Source organism: Oceanobacillus piezotolerans, assembly GCF_003665065.1.
In the GTDB taxonomy this organism is placed as follows: Bacteria; Bacillota; Bacilli; order Bacillales; family Amphibacillaceae; genus Oceanobacillus; species Oceanobacillus piezotolerans.
The window spans coordinates 248,267-269,221 of the sequence record NZ_RCHR01000005.1 but is presented as its reverse complement, the minus strand read 5'-3'; the positions used below and the strand labels follow the sequence as shown (position 1 = coordinate 269,221).

Below are 20,955 nucleotides of genomic sequence, written 5' to 3'. Positions count from 1 at the left end.
ATTAAACCTTCCTTCTATTCCAACGAATAACTATTAATGCTGCTACAAATACCAACATAATCACTCCAATAGAAGTCCATGTGTCATTGTTAAAAATGAGCTGGCTGTTCCAGACATCTATAAACAGGTGATTTACATGGTACATTGGATTTATATTGGCAATCACCTGAATGAAAGTTGGCATTTGGGCTACAGGAAGGGAGAAATCCCCCGTAAACATCACTACCTGGAAGATCAGGATAGAAAAGATTAAAGCGCTTTTCAAATCGCGAAATAACGAATAAACAGCTGATGAAATGACTAGTAAAACCGCATTGAGCAAAATAAAAAATCCATAGGACACTAGAAAAGTAATCGGATTGAACGTTAGATTGTAAACAACCATCCCTATCGCATGAATTAGAACAAACCCGAAACTGGTGATGATGATAGATTTAATAATCCCTGACAAAAGAATGGTACGTTGAGGTACTGGAGAAATACCTATCCGCTTTTCAACCCCCGTTGAGCGATTCATCACTTGATCAAAACCAAAAGCAAAGAACACCACAGAGAATGTAATCAAAATAATAAAGGATGGTGTATACATTTCCACATAACTCAGTCCACCTGCATATGTGTCTTCTCCAAACAATTGCCCCATAAAAATATAAGTTACTGGTGGTACAATTATAGAAAAAATAAGATAGAACAATTCTCTCGAAAACATAATCAAATCATATTTTAATTGGGTAGCTAACATATAAAATTCCTCCTATACCTTTGAAAGGTAAAAATCATTAATAGAGCGATATCCTAAAGACAAAATATCCTCTGTCTTTTCAAAAATTTTATTCACACCATTGTCAATTAACATCACCTTGTCACAATAAAGTTCAATTTCATCCATGTAATGCGTGGTTAAAATAACTGTTCCACCCTTTTTCTGGTTATAATCCACGATATAGGACCATAATACGTTTCGCATATGTGGGTCCAATCCTGTCGTTGGTTCATCGAGTATAATCAGCTTGGGCTCTGACAAGAAGGCAATCGCAAGACTTACCTTTTGCTTCCAACCGCCTGAAAGTTTTTCAAAGAAAGACTTTCGATGCTGTTCTAATTGAAAATCATCTATTATCTGACCAATTTCAATATCTGATTGATAATAGGCCTTAAATAATCTTAATAACTCCTCCACTTTCAAAGACTTATAGAATTGGGTTGGCTGTAATACGACGGATATATCCTTTCGTAAAGAGATAAGTTGATCCATTGATATTCCCTTTAAGTTATGACCAAAAATTGTTACATCGCCGCGGTCATAATCTTTAATCGTCATAAGGATTTCTAAAAAGGTTGATTTGCCAGCTCCATTCATCCCAATGACACCGATAATTTCCCCAGCATTAGTCTCAAAATCTAATCCCTTCAATACTTGGAGATTTCCATAAGACTTCTCCAATCCTTTTACATCTATAATTTTCATCCATTATCCTCCATTCATATTAAACATATACAGGAACAACATTAGGTATTTTATCGACTGTATATTCAACCATATATTCTCGTAAGGTGTCATTTGCACCGGGTATTGCTTCCTCTACATACATTTTTGTATCCTGCTCAATAGCCTGTTTACACTCATGAATAAACAAGCGGAATAAGATGGGTACGTCCAAATCTATAAAGATTGGTTTTTCCCTGGAAAAGCTATCATCACGTTTATAAAATTTCAAAAAGAATTGTTTCGGTAAATCCATCTTCTGGAAATATCTCAGAACCTGTTGATAACGTTTTGCATCATTATTCAGTTCATCCAGCCATTGTTTCTGAACGTTGGCATCTAAATTCCACCTTCTCCTATACATGACAACATAATCAAACGTCAGGCGTGGTAATTTATCACGGACTTTGCCAATACGGTTGACATCAAAATTCAATCTTCCACTTTGAAACAATAGCAGCATTACGGATAGGACACCTGGGAGAAATATAGGAACCAATGAAGATTTATAAGCAATTCTTGCGTCTTTATAATTAGCATCAAGAAGTTTTAACTTTCTTGAATTCTCATCATATTGAACAAAAAAATCCTCTATAGAAGGAAGATCTCTATCTTGAAATTGCTGGTATCCAATATTTAAATTCAAACGCTGTTGTTGTTTTCTGTCATGGATACCACCGTTAAATCCGAATAGTTCTTCTACTTCATAATAGTTCTTACGCATATAATTCTTATCTACATATGCTGGATACTCCTTGTCATTTTCTGTTCTGGCAAAATAGTCTTTAAATCTGGATAAAAACTTTTCTTGGCCATCATAAACATCATTTAATACAATCTTCTCTCCAGTGGTTTGAGCAAACAACGTGACACTTGTTTCACTATTCACCTTATAATCACTTGGGATTCGTTTCACATACTTCTTAATTAATGGTTTTATATCGATCTCTTCCGCATCCGGTTGTTGAGCTAAGAGTTGTTTTAGTTCATAAATAAATTGATCTCTTAAATCATCTAATACATGAACCTCTTCTGCTGTTGCTCCCTCGTACCGATAGCTGCTATTCTGATAATAAGGATAAAAATGTTGGATATTACTAAAGAACACTTCATTTAACATTTTGCTATTCGATAGCCGAACATTTTCTTTGCCAAATTGCTTTTGAAACATTGCAGCTAACTCATATTGCACACGAATATTCACGTCAAATAATAGGATAAAATCTGTTAAACAATTAATAAACTCTTCTGAAATATATGGAGAAATTTCATCCTTAACCTCAACTGGAGAAACAATATCCTCGAAAAGCACTTCATTTCCAAAATCCATATCCGCTTGTGCCCATTGTCTGCTTACGTCTTTCATCTGGGACCATGCAGCCCTTCTCTGTTCCACATTTCCCTTTTGAAATTGTTCCAGGGACAATCGAAGCAGCTGTAATGCTTCAACAAACTTGGAGTCTAAAGAGTAACGGTTCAAAAAAGAGATCATATTTGTAAGAATGCTTCTGCCCGAACCTATATCCACTTTTTGGATCAAAACCTTTAGTTCTACTAACTTTTGATATAGATTTAGTTCATGACCTCGGTAAAGGTCTTTTGATTGTAAAAATCCCTTAAACATTCTGAAAGTTAATTCTTGATGTTTATAAGTTTCTAGAAAATCAATAACAACTTGATCCAACCCGAACTCAACAAATTTATCACTGGTTTCAAACACCTTTTTGGAGTTTTTCGTACTATGTTGAGATACATAATAAATTTTAGTGTCTCTCCTTCCGAAATTTGAAACGATAACAGGGACATTTTCCAGTGCTTTCTTATTTGTTCTTAAAAATCTGTAGAAAATATGCATTACCATCGCATGATTTACTTCAACATTCTCTGTGTTATTTACTTTAAAGCTGGGAGTAGCTGACCCTACTTTAGTTAAATAAGAGAAAGGGCTTGTTTTCATCGATGCTCGCATCATTAATTTCACTAAAAAGAAATCAAGCTTTTTAAGTTTCTTATTATGTTCCTTCACTTTTATTGACATGTACTTTTCTACTTTTTTGTAAATCTTGTCATTGAAAAAAATGATTGTCTTTAGTAATACTTCATTATTTATTTCAGACTGAATTGTTTTCCGGTTACTATCTAACACCTCATCATATTTTTCTTGAAATTCGCCTTCAAGCTTGGTCTTTTCTTCCAACAATTCGATTAATCCATTTAGATCTATAATATTTATTTCAGGAAGGGTTTCTTCATTATATTTTCTTAACCGATTTATCCTAAGATTAAAAGCATCTCTTTTTATATTGAGCAACACTTTATTTCTATCACTTTGAAATCTTTGCTCTAACAGGAAAATAATATGGTGCTTTTTTTCTTCTATCTCCTTTTCCAATACATGGATTTTCTCTAATATAGCTGATAATTCTATTGAATTAGATTGTAAGCTTCTATACCATTCCTTCCCAATATCACTTCCACGGTACAATACAAATGGGTTTTTCGTTATTTCAGTCAGTAATTCCAATTTGTTCCCTCCAATTTATTTGGTACGTCTCCTCTGTGTACCGGTAAGCCATATAAATAAATTGCTGTTTCTTTAGAGCACTTATTCTTAAAAACGGCAAGGACATATAAAGTAAGTTAATTAGAAATCGATAAACTGTAGCGGATTGATCATATACAAATCGTTCATCGTCTGCATACTTTGTAAAACGGTGATGAAAATCATTGTTAAAATTAGATTGAATCGAAGTAAACTCCCTTCTTATTCGCTCGATATATGATTGGTCCGTAACATCATCAACTTTCACTTGGATTACTTGAAAAATATCCTTCCATTTCTCTGACCACTTATGGACAAAGGCAGCGTGCTCTTTTGCAAATGTGTCTATATAAGTCTTATTATTTTGATAATATTGTTCAAATGATTCCTCATTGTAAGATAACTGTTGCTTCTCTGCCAGTTCAAAAAAACCATGTACATGTGAAATGAAAGAGAAATAACCCTTATTCATGCCATCTACTTTATAGGTCTCCGACACATAATGAAACAAGATAGGATATGCTGCCTGTATCGGTATTTTGTTGTCAATAAGGTAGAAGTATAACTCCGATAATAAGTCTTGCAGATCGAACCTGATTTCATGGAATAAATGAGTTATTTCTCTATTGTGGTAAAAAAATGGATCATCAACTACTCTAACAGTTCCATGTTTTTCCATAGTTGATACCTCTTCCTTATCTTCTAACTTTGACAATACGGATGCATGCTTCTTATATTTAGTTATTATTTCTTCTTCTGCCATTGGATTAATAGGAATATTAGTCATCCAAATCTGAAGTGATTTTGAGATTTTCTCTATCTGATAAATGTCCGTTTCATTATCAAGAACTACCTTGATATGTGGACCACCTTCCCAAGATCGTGTTAAATAATAACGAGTAAGAGATTGTAATTCTTTTTTTAAGAACTTTATTAGGTCTGAATCATATTGCGTATTGTAGTTAAAGATAAGCAAGATCTCCATTTTATAACATCCTCATTTCACACGATTTTAAAATTAAACATTAGCAAGAACCGCAGCATGAACTTGATCCACAAGTAGAAGTTGCTGAGCAGCTTGAAGTACCACTACTAGCTGTCGTTTCTGGAATAGCACCAACTTCATCCAAATCTAAAAAGTCTACCTCTAATTCAAAATCCTGTTTTGATACTGTGTTTTCCCCTGCTACATTTTTGCTCATTTTTTTCTCCTCCTATTAAATGGTTTTTTATCTTACAATGACAGTATATCCTCTCATTCCTCTATATAACTGTGTTTGTCCTAACACGATTATTGACTCACTTAACTGCAGCATAATGTCCTAGAAAGTTACACTTATGAACTCATAAGTGCCTTATTTTGTAAGAGGAGTAGGCTTTTTTCTCATAGTTGATAGAAACAGTTGAATTCAAAATAGCGCGTAAAGACACTGAAAATATGCGCTCGTGATTTCCGCTTCGGGCAGTCGCTTTCCGCGGGCAACGTCTCAGCCTCCTCGGAAGAAGATCACTTCCTGCGGGGTCTTCGCTTGTTGCTTTTCCCGCAGGAGTCGACTGCCCTCCGCTACAATCACTTCCTGTAAAGAGGTGCTTTTCTCCATTCATAGTTAAAAGGTTTAAAGGCTCAATCTAGCGGAGGAAATACACGGAGACTCCTACGGGAGGACAGGCCTAGGTGAGACCCCGCAGAGACGACAGTCTCGAGGAGGCTCAGCAGCCGCCCGTGGAAAGCGCAGTGTATTTCCGGAGCGGTTTTCATGCACTATCTTGAATTAAACTAATCAGAAGTCAATCTATATTCCGTATTAAACAACAACCATTTAGAAAACAACCTAAAAAAGCACCGTATAGAGTAGACCTTTTTAGCGTCTACTCTATACGGTGCTTTTTAGTGCCTATTTGACAATTTTGGCATTGTCCCCCATATCATATTCTCCAGTTTATGAAGCAATTGATGATAGTGACTACAAGGTTACTTTAAACTGTACTTCTTTTTCTATTTCCATTCTCTTAATAATCATATTTTCCTAAGCAAATAAAAAAAGCGCCCATTTTAGGCGCTTTACTTGGATATTTCTATTAGAACTTTTTTGATAGCCTTACTCACGGGCTTTTTTGGGACTTCGTGATGATGTCTGCATCTTGGTTCATAGGACTCAGATGCACCAACTAGGATGACAGGATCATCATAGGAAGCAGGCTTACCATTAATCAGGCGTTGTGTTCGGCTTGCCGGAGATCCGCAGATTGGGCAAATGGCATTAAGCTTCGTAACGGACTCACTTATCGCCATCAAATTAGGCATTGGTCCAAATGGTTCGCCGCGGAAATCCATATCTAATCCTGCTGCGATAACTCGGATACCTTTATTCGCAAGCTCCTCTGCAATCTCCACGACATTCTCATCGAAAAATTGCACCTCATCAATTGCAACGATATCCACGTTTTTATTTAATAGTTCAAAGATTTCTTCTGAACGATGAATCGGTTGGGCAACGGTGGATGTCCCATTATGTGACACAACAGCAGTATCATCGTAACGATTATCAATCGCTGGTTTAAACACTTGTACAGTTAAGTTAGCATAGGTAGCTCGACGGACACGGCGAATGAGCTCCTCTGACTTCCCAGAGAACATACTGCCACATATCACTTCCACCCAACCACTTTGTTTCATAACATACATCGTAGAGAATCCCTCACTTTTTCTTCAATATGTACAATGAATAGTTTACCACTATTAGGGATAAAATCATTGTTCAACTTTTGGATATTCGCGGTGTTACCTGTTTACTCTATATTTGAAAAAATATAAAAATTATCTATTTAAAAGAGAAAAACAGGCAAAATAAGGACATTTTGCCTGTCTGTAAAAACTTATTTCATATTATATTTCTTCTTGAATCTGTCTACGCGGCCGCCGACTTTGTCAGCTTTTTGCTTACCAGTGTAGAATGGGTGTGAATCAGAGCTGATTTCAACTTTGATTAGTGGGTAAGTATTACCATCTTCCCATTCAATTGTTTCATTAGAAGACCTTGTAGAGCCACTCAAGAATTTGAAGTCTGAGCTAGTATCAAGAAATACTACTTTTCTGTACTCAGGATGAATTCCTTCTTTCATGTCCTTCCACTCCTTTGCCCTGAATCCCTTGGAAACAGAGTTATTTTAAGAGCCGTATGAGGTATTTAACCTTATCTAAACTCACATTTAGAAATTATACCAGTCTCAGGCACTGTTTGCAAGAGCACAAACTATTATTTAACAAAAACCTTTAACGTTTGATTCCTTTACGCTTCATCTCTTCATCCATCATTTGGTAAAACTCTTCATTTGTTTTAGATGATTTTATTTTTCTCAAGAATCTCTCTAAGAAATCAGAAGAATCCTGCATGGTTTTGCGAATTGCCCACATTTTATCAAGTTGACTCTTTTCTACAAGCAATTCTTCTTTTCGTGTACCAGAGTGCAGAATATCAATCGCTGGGAAGATACGACGGTTTGCAAGGTTTCGGTCTAAATGCAATTCCATGTTCCCTGTTCCTTTAAATTCCTCATAAATCACATCATCCATACGGGAGCCAGTATCTACAAGTGCAGTAGCTAAGATCGTAAAGCTGCCGCCCTCTTCAATGTTTCTAGCAGCTCCAAAGAAACGTTTTGGACGATGGAATGCAGCTGGGTCAATCCCCCCTGAAAGCGTACGGCCGCTTGGCGGGATAACTAGGTTATAGGCACGAGCCAAACGAGTAATACTATCCATCAAAACGATAACATCACGTTTATGCTCTACTAAGCGCATAGCTCTCTCTAATACAAGCTCAGAAACTTTGATATGACTTTCAGGCACTTCGTCAAAAGTAGAGCTAACAACATCCACATCCGGACTAACTGAACGTTCAATGTCAGTAACTTCCTCAGGTCGTTCATCAACTAAAAGGATAATGAGTTTTGCTTGAGGATGATTTTTGGTAATGCTATTGGCAATTTCTTTAATAAGCATTGTTTTACCAGCTTTTGGCGGAGCGACAATAAGTCCACGCTGACCAAAACCTACTGGTGTCATTAAATCCATAATTCGAGTGGATAATTTATTTGTTTCTGTCTCCAGCTTCATGAAGCGGTCCGGGTATAATGCGGTAAGTGCAGGAAAATGAACACGTTCTTTTGCCGTCTCTGGATCTTCACTATTTACTGCATCTACATGGAGCAGACCATAGTAACGTTCGTTTTCTTTTGGTGGGCGTACTTTTCCTGATACTTTATCCCCGTTTCTTAAATCGAATCTGCGAATTTGGGAAGCCGAAATATAAATATCCTCTGCACTAGGAGAATAATTTATTGGTCTAAGGAACCCAAAGCCCTCTGAAGGAATTATTTCTAGTATCCCATCCATAAATAAATAACCATCTTTTTCAGCTTGTGCTTTTAATATAGAAAAAATAAGTTCTTTCTTCGTTAACTTCGCATAGTAGGAAACTTTATATTCCTTTGCTAAAGCATACAATTCTTTTAATGTTAGTGTCTCTAATTGAGAGATTGTTAATGTAGACATTTCATCACCACGCCTATTCAGTTTTACGTCATTTTGAAAAAGTAAATATTTAAGAACCGCTAATAGTTAGCGTTTCCGAAAAAATCGTTTAATTGTGTAAATAATCTAGATGGTTCACTTCATTATGGTTGGAAGTTCCTTTTGAAGAAAAGTAGATTATATAGAAGTTTAAACAGAAGTTATCATGTAATAAAGGACTATTGAGACTGCTTACTTAAAGTGCATGTTCAAAATGGAGGATTAAGTGAGTATTTATGCTAGCGTTAACGAAAGCATCATTTTAACCAGAATTTGAACAACCTCTAAAAACAGGAAAGTCATTTATATACTATTTTTTCCAAGTTCACCTAGTATTAAACATTTAATAAACATATATTATATTACTCTTTTAAAAGGGAATATTCAATACTAATTTGAACTTTAAATCATTAGAAAATTTGCTTACCAGTCAAGCCAATTAAAAGTTTACTAGACTTTATAATACAAGGAAAGGAAGCCCAAATAATATGACACTTCCTTTCCCTTTCCTATAAGAATAGCATTATTCAATTCACATAACAAGGTTTCTCTTGATGCTGGGTATTATTTAAATACTAAGTTAGGTTTCTTCTGAAGGCTGTGCTCCCCATCAATAAATCTCACTGTACCACTTTTCGCTCGCATAACAACCGTTTGAGTGGTAGCTTTGGAGCCTTTAAATTGAACACCTTTCAGCAATTCCCCATCTGTTACACCTGTAGCCGCGAAAATGGCATCATCCCCGCTGCAGAAATCATCCATATAAAATACTCTGTTTAAATCAGTAATGCCCATGGTATGACACCGTTTAACCTCATCCTCATTAGAAGGCAGAAGCTTACCCTGGATTTCTCCACCTAAGCATTTAAGTGCAGCAGCTGCAATAACCCCTTCTGGAGCACCACCGCTGCCCAGAAGTATGTCTACACCTGTATCATCAAATGCAGTATTAATTGCTGCAGCAACATCGCCATTAGGAATTAATTTAATTCTTGCACCAGCATTTCGAATATCTCGTATTAACTTCGCATGGCGCTCGCGGTCGAGTACAGTTGCAACAACATCTTCAATATCTTTATTTTTTGCCTTTGCAACAGCTCGTAAATTATCAATGACCGGTGCATTGATATCGATTTTCCCAACCGCTTCTGGCCCTACTGCAATCTTATCCATATACATGTCTGGCGCATGCAGGAGTGTACCTTTATCTGCAATGGCAATAACCGCCAAAGCATTCCAGGTTCCTTGAGCGACAATTTCTGTCCCTTCCAACGGATCTACCGCAACATCTACTCCTGGTCCATCACCAGTACCAAGCTTTTCACCAATATAAAGCATTGGCGCTTCATCCATTTCTCCTTCACCGATTACCACTGTACCTTGCATTGGTATCGTATCAAATACGCTACGCATTGCCGTTGTGGCGGCATCATCTGCCTCGTCTTTTACTCCTCTTCCCATCCACCGTGCAGAGGCAAGTGCAGCTGCCTCTGTTACACGAACTAATTCCATTGATAAACTTCTCTCCATTTTGGCTCTCTCCTTTTTATTAAATATCCTCATCCCACATGCGGATATCTTAAGTTGACGTTCAAAAAGTCCGGTAAAAATGACACGTCGAATTTCTTCGTTGGCTTGCTTTTCCGTTGCTCATGTATTAAAAGCATACATTCCGCTACTCAAAGCTTCGCCGCCTTGAACTTCTTGGTCCTTTTTATCCTCCTATTTGAACATTCACTTTAAGGTGTTTTAGAATTGATTCTTATCTATCTAAAGCCAATTTATGGAGCTCTTTTTCTTTATCTAGGTTAACCAGCGAATTTCCCCCATTAAATTAGGGGGACAGCTGGAAAATAAGCTCTTTTATGTGAAGCTTCTATTTACTTATAAGTTTTGAAACTGAATCTTTTCCTGTTCTGTCATTTCTTCGCGCCAAACCTTGGCACCCAGGTTCTTTAGTTTCTCTGTTACAGATTCATATCCTCTGTCAATGTGCTCAAGTCCAGTGATTTCTGTAATTCCATTTGCCATTAAACCAGCAACAATTAATGCTGCACCAGCACGCAGATCAGAAGCTTTCACTTTTGCACCTTGAAGCTCTACAGGTCCTGAAACGATTACAGATCCACCTTCCACCTTGATAAGCGCATTCATTCTTCTTAACTCATCAATATGTTTCAAACGGGCGGAATAGATGGTATCGGTTATAACACCTGTGTTTTCTGCCTTTGTCAATAAGGATGTGAATGGTTGCTGAAGGTCGGTAGGGAATCCTGGATAAACCAGTGTTTTAATATCTACGCTCTTCAGCGGGCCTGTTGGTGCAACAAGAAGCTGCTCATCTTTCTCTTCTAATCGAACCCCCATTTCCCGAAGCTTTGCTAACAGGGATTCAATGTGTCTTGTAATGACATTTTCTATAATTACTTCTTTACCTTGTGCCGCAGCAGCGATGACATATGTACCTGCTTCAATTCGGTCCGGAATAATTGTGTGATTGCAGCCATGCAGACTAGGAACCCCTTCAATTCGAATTACATCGGTACCTACCCCTTTAATCTTCGCACCCATATTGGTTAGAAGTGTAGCTACATCAATAATTTCAGGTTCCTTCGCTGCATTTTCAATAACCGTTTTCCCTTTAGCTTTAACCGCAGCAAGCATGATGTTAATCGTAGCACCAACACTTACCACGTCTAAATATATCCGGGCACCACGTAATTCTTTTGCTCGCAGGTATACTGCACCTTGCTCATTTGTTACTTCAGCACCAAGAGCTTCAAATCCTTTAATATGCTGATCAATTGGTCGTGGACCCAAATAACAACCACCAGGCAAGCCAATTACAGCCTTACCAAATTTCCCGAGCATGGCACCCATAAAGTAGTAAGAGGCCCGCAGCTTTTTAACCTTTCCATTTGGCAAAGGCATCGCTACCATTTTCTCTGGATGAACCGTAATCGTTCGTTCGTTCCACTCCACCGTTCCCCCAATTTCTTCTAAGAGGTCGCCTAATGTTTCTACATCGGAAATTCTTGGTAAACCTTCAATTGTAACGGGTGAATCGGCTAGGATGGAAGCAGGCAATAAGGCCACAGCACTATTTTTTGCTCCACTGATTCGGACACGGCCATTTAATAAATGACCGCCTTCAATTAACATTTTCTGCATCATTATTACCCCATTTTCGGAAGGGCTGTTTCTACAAGCAGGTGTCAAGAGTCATATGAATAAACTCGCATTCTGCTTCTAAAAACACACGCCATTTCAAGTGTTTTATTGAGACAACGAATTAACTATGATGTTGTTACATGCTGTTCTTTGCTTTTCCTAAGTCGTCAGTCCCTCTTATCATAGCTTGTACTAATTTATTTTTGATTATTCCAATCTGATAAGAATTTCTCAATTCCTTGGTCAGTTAATGGGTGGTTTACAAGCTGCGCCAAAACTTTGTATGGAATTGTCGCAATATGTGCGCCATTAAGAGCAGCGTCGATAACATGCAATGGATGACGAATTGATGCAGCGATAATTTCTGTTTCAAGCTGATGTCGATCAAAAATTTCTGCAATAGTAGCGATCAGAGTCATGCCATCATGTCCAATGTCATCTAAACGCCCTAAGAATGGAGACACATAAGTAGCGCCAGCACGTGCTGCAAGCAGTGCTTGGTTTGCATTAAAAATTAGTGTAACGTTTGTCTTGATTTGTAAGTCAGAGAAAGCTTTTACAGCTTTAAGGCCTTCTAAAGTCATTGGGACTTTAACAGTAATATTAGGTGCAATAGCAGCTAATTCTTTTCCTTCTTTAATCATGCCTTCTGCGTCTTCAGCAATAACCTCTGCACTTACAGAACCAGATACTTCCTGTGTGATTTCTCTTAAACGATCGTGAAAAGATACCCCTTCTTTAGCAACTAAACTTGGATTCGTAGTAACTCCAGCCAAGATACCCAACTGGTTAGCTTCTCTAATTTCACTGATATTAGCTGTATCAATAAAAAACTTCATCCCTTATCCACCCTTTTTGACTCGCCCTGACGAGTTAATAGTTTATATAACAAACGACGAATAGACACCAATATAAAATACTTTGTTCAATGTCTAATCGTCGCTGAGTTAGTTTATTTATTTTTAAGCTTGGCCAGATGAACCAAATTCACGCATTTTACCTTTAACTGTTTCTTTAATCGCTTCTGAACCAGGTCCTAAGTATTTACGTGGATCATATAAATCTGGTTTTTCTGCTAGTGTTTTACGCACTGCATCTGCTTGTGCAATTTGGTTTTCTGTATTAACGTTAATTTTTGCTGTACCTAAGGATACTGCTTTTTGAATATCTTTTGTCGGAATGCCTGTACCACCATGAAGTACCAATGGAACACCTGTTAAGTTAAGTATTTCTTCCATTTCTTTAAATCCTAAGTTAGGCTCACCTTGATAAGGACCGTGTACAGAACCTAATGCTGGAGCTAAGCAGTCAATACCTGCTTCTTCAACAAGACGTTTACATTCGTCAGCATCTGCATAGTTAATACCGCCGATTACACCGTCTTCTTCTCCACCAACTGTACCTACTTCTGCTTCAACAGATACACCGTGAATGTGTGCTAATTCTACCACTTTCTTTGTTAGAGCGATATTTTCTTCGATTGGAGAGTGTGAAGCATCAATCATTACAGAAGTGAAACCTGCGTGGATAGCTTGTGCACATTTTTCGAAGCTTGAACCATGATCTAAATGAATCGCTACTGGCACTGTTGTACCATATGATTCCATTAGAGATTTAACCATCGCAACTACGACATTAAATCCTCCCATATATTTAGCAGCACCTTCAGAGACACCTAAAATAACTGGTGATTTTTCTTCTTCAGCTGCTTGCAGGATAGCTTGAATATATTCCAAGTTATTGATGTTAAATTGCCCTACTGCATAACCATTCTCTTTGCCTTTGTTTAACATATCTGTCATTGAAACTAATGGCATATGTAATCCTCCTCTAGTGAATTCCTTCACGTTTTGTTAAAACTAAACTTGAACACACACTAATAGTTTACCAACTCCAAAGAGCTAGCGCAACTTTTTCTCATAAGCTTATTCTCACATTATGGATATAGAATTTTCTTAATAAGTCCGCTTAACTCTAACACATCAAAGGGTTTTCCGATGACCGCCTTTGTATGTGAGTAGATATTTCCTTCACTTGTAATATTTTCTATCATTCCACTTATTACAATAGCAGGAATATCCATATGCTCCTCTTCCATTTTTTTCAGAACTTCTGAACCGTCCAACACAGGCAGCCTATAATCCAAAAGTATCAAGTCTAAAGTTTGCTTATACAGCTCCTCCATTGCTTCCTTACCTGTTGAAGCTGTTTGAACAAGGTAACCTTCATTCTCTAGAATATCCGTTAATAACAAACGTATTCCTGGTTGATCATCAACAATTAATATCTTTTTACTTCCCATAGATTCACTACCCACCCCCGATTTCTGTATATCCCCTTCTCATTCAGTTCGATATAGGCACTCCATTTTCCTGCAATTTAGGAAAATTTAAAATGGTAAAAATTAACTGTTTGATTCCGTAAAAAAAAGAGAAATAGAAAAGAAATTTCCTTCTATTCCTCTTATATTCTATTACTTGCCCGCTACTGAAAGCTGCTTACAGATTCTTTTCATGCTGTTCAACAGAAGCACCAATAAATCCTTTAAATAGGCTTTGTGCTCTTGTTGGACGAGAAGTGAATTCTGGATGGAACTGACATGCTACAAACCAAGGATGATCTTGGATCTCGATGGTTTCTACCAATCTTCCGTCAGGACTTGTCCCTGAGAATATAAATCCTTTTTCTTCCATTTGCTCACGGTATTCATTATTAAATTCATAACGGTGACGATGACGCTCTTCAATTATTTCTGCACCGCCATAAGCTGCTTTGGTTTTCGTACCATCCTTCAGCTTACAAGGGTATGAACCAAGACGTAATGTACCACCTAGATCTTCTACATCTTTTTGCTCTGGTAATAAATCTATAATGGCGTGTGGTGTATTAGGGTCAATTTCAGCAGAGTGCGCTCCTTTTAATCCCAATACATTTCGTGCAAATTCTACTGAAGCTAATTGCATTCCGAGACAGATACCAAAGAATGGAATCTGATTTTCCCTTGCATACTGAATGGCAGTAAGTTTCCCATCGATACCACGATCACCAAAACCACCTGGAACGATGATTCCATCGACTTGTGCCAGTTCGTTCTGAATAGCATCTGGAGTTAACGCTTCTGAATTAATCCACTTTACGTCGATATCCGCATCGAACACATACCCTGCATGCTTCAATGATTCTACAACAGAAAGGTAAGCATCTGGTAATTCTACATATTTACCAACAAGACCGATAGAAATGGTTTTGGATAGATTGCGAACTTTTGACACAAGTTCCTTCCACTCAGTCATATCAGCTTCTCCACATTCTAAATCAAAATGGTCACATACCAATTGATCGAGATTTTGGTCCTGTAATGATAATGGAATTTGATAAAGTGTATCTGCATCCGGCATTTCAATAACAGCATTATAATCAATATCACAGAACAGGGAAATCTTCTCTTTCATATCTCTGCTTACTGGATGTTCTGTACGTAACACAATGACATCCGGCTGAATCCCTAACGAACGCAATTCCTTCACACTATGCTGTGTTGGTTTAGTCTTCATTTCCCCAGCTGCTTTAATATAAGGAATAAGTGTACAATGGACATACATGACACTATTTTTTCCTACTTCGTTCTTAATCTGGCGAATTGCTTCCAAGAATGGCAGGGATTCAATATCGCCCACTGTACCACCTATTTCAGTAATGACGACATCGGCACCTGTCGCTTCTCCAGCACGGAATACTTGGTCTTTAATTTCATTTGTAATATGTGGAATCACCTGAACCGTTCCACCAAGGTAATCCCCGCGTCTTTCTTTCTTAATAACAGTGGAATAAACTTTACCTGTTGTTATATTGCTATATTGATTCAAGTTGTTATCAATAAAACGTTCATAATGCCCTAAATCTAAATCCGTTTCTGCACCGTCATGGGTTACAAAAACCTCTCCATGCTGATATGGACTCATTGTTCCTGGGTCCACGTTGATATAGGGGTCAAACTTTTGTAGTGTTACTTTTAATCCTCTATTTTTTAATAAACGTCCTAATGAAGCTGCAGTTATTCCCTTTCCTAGTGAAGAAACAACCCCACCTGTAACAAAAATATACTTCGTCACGATTCATTCCTCTTCCTTTCTAGTTGATAAACTATCCCTATTTTGCACGATTCACACTAAAAAAAACGGCGAAACAAAAAATGGATGATAATATAGAACCTTAATAATCAGTTAAGGAGTTCCCTAATTCCTCATGTCCTCTAAAAGAAAGAAATCTGCACACGAAACCCTGCCATTTTAAAGATAATGTCCGTGTCACAGATCCATTCATTTATAAACAAAACCCTTAGGTAAACTCCTGGATCCCGAAATAAAAATACATATCAGGATTAGAATAACTTGGCAAACTAATTAACTTGCTTTTTGTATGCCAAGCCTGCACTTGTGCAGACAATATTGTTTATTTAAAAATAAAAAGCGCCTCCCCAATAGCCTGGGGAAACGCTATGTTTCTATTTTATAGAGCCCAATTAAAATTGTACTCATTCGTCTATAAAAAGTCAACTGCCCTCTTATCTATTTTCATCATCTGGATCTTCATCATTTTCCTCTTCGAATTCTTCATCCTCGAATTCCTCATCAAAATCTTCGTCTAACTCGTCATCCAGATCTTCATCCAAGTCTTCATCCAAATCTTTATCAAGATCATCATCTATTTCTTCATCTAGGTCTTCATCAAATTCTTCAATCTCGTCATCATCATCAAAATCATCAAACTCATCATCTTCAAGCTCTTCGTCCAGATGCACATCTTCATCTAATTCTTCGATGTCATCAAGTTCTTCAGCAGCACGTTTTTTCTTCGTTGCCTTTTTCTTCTTCTTCGGAACATGTACTTCTTCCTCAGCTTGCTCAACGGGATACCAACGTCTTAATCCCCACATATTAGATCCTAATGTTGTAAAACGGCCATCGACATTTAAGTCTGTATAGATTTGTGCTATCAAATCTTCTTTTTCTTGTTCTGAAAGCTCTTTTAACTCTGCTATTCTGTTAAAAAGTTCATTAAAGCTCAATGCCTTTTTCTCATCAAATAAAATTTTACTAGCCAATTCGATCATCGACATATTTTGAATTTGCTCGTGGCTGTAATCTTTTAAGCTCACGGTAAGCACTCCCTTTACTTTGTATATTCATTGCCTCATCATTTAAAATATTGTTGTATTTATATACTATACCACGGATAGTCCTGAACCCGTGGTTTTACTAGTCTAAACATAGTTATCATTATAAACAATTCTATCATGATTATGCCACTAGTTTACAGAAAAGAGCTGAGAAAATTTTTCTCAGCTCTTTTTGAGACTCTTCAGCTTCTGACCTTTTAACTCAAGGCTTGATACGTCGCTAGGCAAGCCCACTGCGCTTTTCTAGTGTCTAGCTCCGCGGGCTAGCGACTAGCGTGACTTCCCTCACCTCCGTACGATAAAGTAGACTTGCCGATTGGCTCCGCCAGAGGCCTAGTCGCACTTATACCCCTGTGGTGAAAGTCAACATCAACTCCAGTTAAAGGAAGTGCCGACTAAAATCGGCTTACGCCAACGTCGGCATAACCCATAAAGGGGCATGTTTCCTTTATCTCCTAAAATGAAGTTTGACTAAGAACGCACATCACGTGGCAACATCGAACCACCCCACATCCTGTGGGGCGCAGCTTATACGTTGCTAAACGCTCCTTTCAGCCTTTCTGGTCTAGCTCCGCGGGCTAGCGACTAGCGTGACTTCCCTCACCTCCGTACGATAAGTCAACATCAGTTCCCTACGGTCACTGTGTTTCCTTTATCTCCTTCGGCTCAGTCCAGTCCGTACGTCGCTGGGCAAGCCCACTGCGCTTTTCTTATCACATATTCCTTCTATATTGTCCGCCTACTTGGTAGAGGGTTTGGGTGATTTGGCCGAGACTGGCTACTTTAACAGTTTCTATTAGCTCTTCAAAAATATTGCCGTTAGTGGCCGCTACCTGTTTCAGCCGGTTTAGTGCTTGTTCTGCTTCATTTTTGTTCTTTTCTTGAAATCTTCTTAATTCGTTGATTTGATGTTCTTTTTCTTCTTTCGTTGCACGTGCCAGCTCCATTGAGTCAATTTCTTCTTCAGATGGCGGATTAGGGTTAAGGTAGGTATTGACCCCAATAATCGGCAGTTCCCCAGAATGCTTTTTGCCTTCGTAGTAAAGGGATTCTTCCTGAATCTTACCGCGTTGGTATTGGCGTTCCATCGCACCTAACACACCACCGCGATCATTGATTCTTTCAAATTCCTGCAATACAGCTTCTTCAACAAGTTCTGTCAGTTCTTCCACAATAAAGGATCCTTGCAGTGGGTTTTCATTTTTAGTTAGACCGAATTCTCTATTAATAATCATTTGAATCGCCATTGCCCGGCGGACCGACTCCTCTGTTGGCGTTGTGATTGCTTCGTCATATGCATTCGTGTGCAAGGAATTGGTATTATCCTGAATCGCTAACAGCGCCTGTAATGTCGTACGAATATCATTAAAATCGATTTCCTGTGCGTGCAGGGAACGACCAGACGTTTGAATATGGTATTTGAGCTTTTGACTGCGTTCATTCGCTCCATACTTGTCACGCATCACAATCGCCCATATTCTTCTTGCGACACGTCCAATAACTGTATACTCCGGGTCTAATCCATTGGAGAAGAAGAAAGAAAGATTTGGTGCAAAGTCATTTATATCCATTCCTCGACTTAAATAATATTCTACATACGTAAAGCCGTTTGCTAAGGTAAAAGCCAGCTGTGTAATTGGATTCGCACCTGCTTCAGCTATATGATAACCTGATATAGAGACAGAATAATAATTACGAACCTTATGGTCGATAAAATATTGCTGTATATCTCCCATCATTCGAAGCGCAAACTCCGTTGAGAAGATACACGTATTCTGTCCTTGGTCTTCTTTTAAAATATCCGCTTGAACAGTCCCACGTACAACCGACAATGTATCCGCCTTTATTTTTTCATATTCTTCCTGTGATGGTTCATGGCCATTTTGCTCCTTGAAACGCTCTAGTTGTTGGTCGATCGCTGTGTTAAAAAACATCGCCAAAATAATAGGTGCTGGTCCATTTATCGTCATTGAAACAGACGTCAATGGATGCGTTAAATCAAATCCTGCATACAGCTTTTTCATATCTTCCAGTGTACAAACATTGACACCACTTTCTCCAATCTTCCCATAAATATCGGGACGATAAGCTGGATCTTCTCCATATAACGTTACCGAGTCAAAAGCAGTTGATAGACGTTTAGCTTCGTCGTTACGAGATAAATAATGAAACCTGCGATTCGTGCGCTCCGGAGTTCCTTCACCAGCGAATTGCCTTGTTGGATCCTCACCTTTTCGTTTAAATGGAAAAACACCCGAAGTAAATGGAAACGCACCTGGAACATTCTCTTTGAGCAACCATAACAGCCGTTCTCCCCAATCCTTATATTTCGGAAAGGCTACTTTAGGAATTTTCAAACCTGATAAAGATTCGGTTGTAATATCCATTTCAATTTCTTTATCTCGAACGGTGAAAGACAAATTCTCCTTACTGTACTTCTCTTGTGTTTGATCCCAAGATTCGAGTAGTTGTTTTGCTTGAGGATGAAGCTTGTATTCATATCGCTCCAGCGTTTGCCTTAACCCTTCTACAATATGATTTGAATCAAACGTTTGTTTAAACGGCTCTATCCCCGCTGCACTTTCGATTGAACGAATAGCGCCATCCAGCTGATAGACCTTCCGAGCAATTTCGCTCTGCTCCTCTGCTTGGCTTTTATAATTGCGGACATGACTGGAAATCTCTCGAAGATAATGACGATGCTCATTAGGAATAATCATATTTTGTTTCTCGGCGATCCTATTTCGTTCAAAATCAACATCTACTTCCCAATTATACCTTTCATTCAACGTATCTATTAGAGAAGCAAATAAAGCGTTTGTACCTGCATCATTAAATTGACTTGCAATTGTCCCAAATATAGGGAATTTTTCCTTATCCTGTTGAAACAGCATCCGACTCCGTTCATACTGCTTCCTTACTTGGTTCAATGCATCTTCAGAACCCTTCTGCTCAAATTTATTAATTACGATAAAATCGGCATAATCAATCATATCAATCTTTTCTAACTGTGTTGGTGCACCATACTCACTTGTCATTACATACATCGATAAGTCTGTTATGTCAGTAATGGCAGCATCTCCCTGCCCAATACCAGACGTTTCCACTAAAATAAAATCATAGCCCGAAGCCCTGACCACATCCATAACATCCTGGATAGCTTGAGATAGCTCACTTCTTGAATCCCTCGTTGCCAGCGATCTCATATAAACCCGGTCCGTAAAAATGGCATTCATTCGGATTCTGTCCCCTAAGAGAGCCCCACCTGTCTTTCTCTTTGTTGGATCAATGGAAATCACTGCAAGCTTTTTATCAGGAACCTCATTAATGAAACGACGGATGATTTCATCTGTTAAGGAGCTTTTTCCAGCACCGCCTGTACCGGTAATTCCCAGAACTGGAATATTCGTATTTGCTTTATCCTTAAGCAGCTGAAGAATCCGGCTCTTTTCTTCAGAAGAGGTTTCACTATTCTCTACAAAGGTTATAAATCTAGCAATCGCTCGCCGTTCCCCTTGCAAAAGCTCCTTAAAGTCCTTTTCCACGTTGATTGGCGGTAGATAATCACACTGTTCCAGCATTCTATTTATCATACCTTGCAGCCCATACTTCCTGCCATCTTCCGGAGAGAATATCCAGGCCACGCCATAAGCATGCAGTTCCTTGATTTCACGAGGGATAATAACACCTCCGCCACCGCCGTAGACCTTTATATGATCGGCACCCAATTCTTTTAAAAGATCAATCATATACTTAAAATACTCTACATGGCCACCTTGATAAGATGATATGGCAATTCCCTGTACATCCTCCTGAATAGCAGCGTGCACAACCTCCTCCACTGATCGGTTATGTCCTAAATGGATTACTTCTGCCCCACTAGCCTGCATAATCCGTCTCATGATGTTGATTGACGCATCATGTCCATCAAATAGACTTGATGCCGTAACGAAGCGGACAGCATGTTTTGGTTTATATACTTCCACTTGCTCCACCCATCATCT

16 protein-coding genes are annotated in these 20,955 nt (G+C 38.3%); all 16 read right to left on the bottom strand.

Going from position 1 to position 20,955, the window contains the following annotated elements; translation table 11 throughout:
• Position 1 precedes the first annotated feature (1 nt).
• The 16 genes from D8M04_RS15135 to icmF all read right to left on the bottom strand — a co-directional run bounded on the left by D8M04_RS15135 (position 2) and on the right by icmF (position 20,946).
• A complete protein-coding gene (locus D8M04_RS15135; RefSeq protein ID WP_121524249.1) occupies positions 2-742 on the bottom strand; it encodes an ABC transporter permease in 741 nt (246 codons plus the stop codon).
• A gap of 12 nt (positions 743-754) precedes the next feature.
• Positions 755-1,468, bottom strand: coding sequence for an ABC transporter ATP-binding protein (locus D8M04_RS15130; RefSeq protein ID WP_121524248.1), 714 nt, complete (start codon positions 1,466-1,468; stop codon positions 755-757).
• 19 nt (positions 1,469-1,487) lie between these two features.
• Positions 1,488-4,010, bottom strand: a complete 2,523-nt coding sequence (locus D8M04_RS15125) for a lanthionine biosynthesis protein (RefSeq protein ID WP_121524247.1) — start codon at positions 4,008-4,010, stop codon at positions 1,488-1,490.
• Complete coding sequence (locus tag D8M04_RS15120; protein ID WP_121524246.1) at positions 3,994-5,013, bottom strand: hypothetical protein; 1,020 nt, start codon at positions 5,011-5,013, stop codon at positions 3,994-3,996. Before D8M04_RS15120 ends, D8M04_RS15125 begins: the two co-directional genes overlap by 17 nt.
• A gap of 40 nt (positions 5,014-5,053) precedes the next feature.
• On the bottom strand, positions 5,054-5,230 hold the full coding sequence (locus tag D8M04_RS15115; RefSeq protein WP_121524245.1) for a thiazolylpeptide-type bacteriocin: 177 nt from the start codon (positions 5,228-5,230) through the stop codon (positions 5,054-5,056).
• Between the two features lie 860 nt (positions 5,231-6,090).
• Positions 6,091-6,714 carry a thymidine kinase gene (locus D8M04_RS15105; protein WP_121524244.1) on the bottom strand — a complete coding sequence of 208 codons (624 nt, stop codon included), beginning with the start codon at positions 6,712-6,714 and terminating at the stop codon, positions 6,091-6,093.
• 191 nt (positions 6,715-6,905) lie between these two features.
• A complete protein-coding gene (locus D8M04_RS15100; RefSeq protein WP_121524243.1) occupies positions 6,906-7,151 on the bottom strand; it encodes a type B 50S ribosomal protein L31 in 246 nt (81 codons plus the stop codon).
• A 151-nt stretch (positions 7,152-7,302) separates the two neighbouring features.
• Positions 7,303-8,583, bottom strand: a complete 1,281-nt coding sequence (rho, locus tag D8M04_RS15095; protein ID WP_121524242.1) for a transcription termination factor Rho — start codon at positions 8,581-8,583, stop codon at positions 7,303-7,305.
• Positions 8,584-9,165: 582 nt separating this feature from the next.
• Positions 9,166-10,131 (bottom strand): class II fructose-bisphosphatase, encoded by a 966-nt coding sequence (glpX, locus tag D8M04_RS15090; RefSeq protein WP_121524241.1) that lies wholly within the window; start codon positions 10,129-10,131, stop codon positions 9,166-9,168.
• 354 nt (positions 10,132-10,485) lie between these two features.
• On the bottom strand, positions 10,486-11,772 hold the full coding sequence (locus tag D8M04_RS15085) for a UDP-N-acetylglucosamine 1-carboxyvinyltransferase (RefSeq protein ID WP_121524240.1): 1,287 nt from the start codon (positions 11,770-11,772) through the stop codon (positions 10,486-10,488).
• Between the two features lie 197 nt (positions 11,773-11,969).
• Positions 11,970-12,611, bottom strand: coding sequence for a fructose-6-phosphate aldolase (gene fsa, locus D8M04_RS15080; RefSeq protein ID WP_121524239.1), 642 nt, complete (start codon positions 12,609-12,611; stop codon positions 11,970-11,972).
• A 123-nt stretch (positions 12,612-12,734) separates the two neighbouring features.
• Entirely contained in the window at positions 12,735-13,589 is an 855-nt protein-coding gene (fba, locus tag D8M04_RS15075) for a class II fructose-1,6-bisphosphate aldolase (RefSeq protein ID WP_121524238.1), read from the bottom strand.
• Positions 13,590-13,708: 119 nt separating this feature from the next.
• Positions 13,709-14,074, bottom strand: a complete 366-nt coding sequence (locus tag D8M04_RS15070) for a response regulator (protein WP_121524237.1) — start codon at positions 14,072-14,074, stop codon at positions 13,709-13,711.
• A 196-nt stretch (positions 14,075-14,270) separates the two neighbouring features.
• Positions 14,271-15,884, bottom strand: coding sequence for a CTP synthase (locus D8M04_RS15065; protein ID WP_121524236.1), 1,614 nt, complete (start codon positions 15,882-15,884; stop codon positions 14,271-14,273).
• A 452-nt stretch (positions 15,885-16,336) separates the two neighbouring features.
• Complete coding sequence (gene rpoE, locus D8M04_RS15060; RefSeq protein ID WP_121524235.1) at positions 16,337-16,930, bottom strand: DNA-directed RNA polymerase subunit delta; 594 nt, start codon at positions 16,928-16,930, stop codon at positions 16,337-16,339.
• Positions 16,931-17,664: 734 nt separating this feature from the next.
• On the bottom strand, positions 17,665-20,946 hold the full coding sequence (gene icmF / locus D8M04_RS15055) for a fused isobutyryl-CoA mutase/GTPase IcmF (RefSeq protein ID WP_121524234.1): 3,282 nt from the start codon (positions 20,944-20,946) through the stop codon (positions 17,665-17,667).
• Positions 20,947-20,955 lie beyond the last annotated feature (9 nt).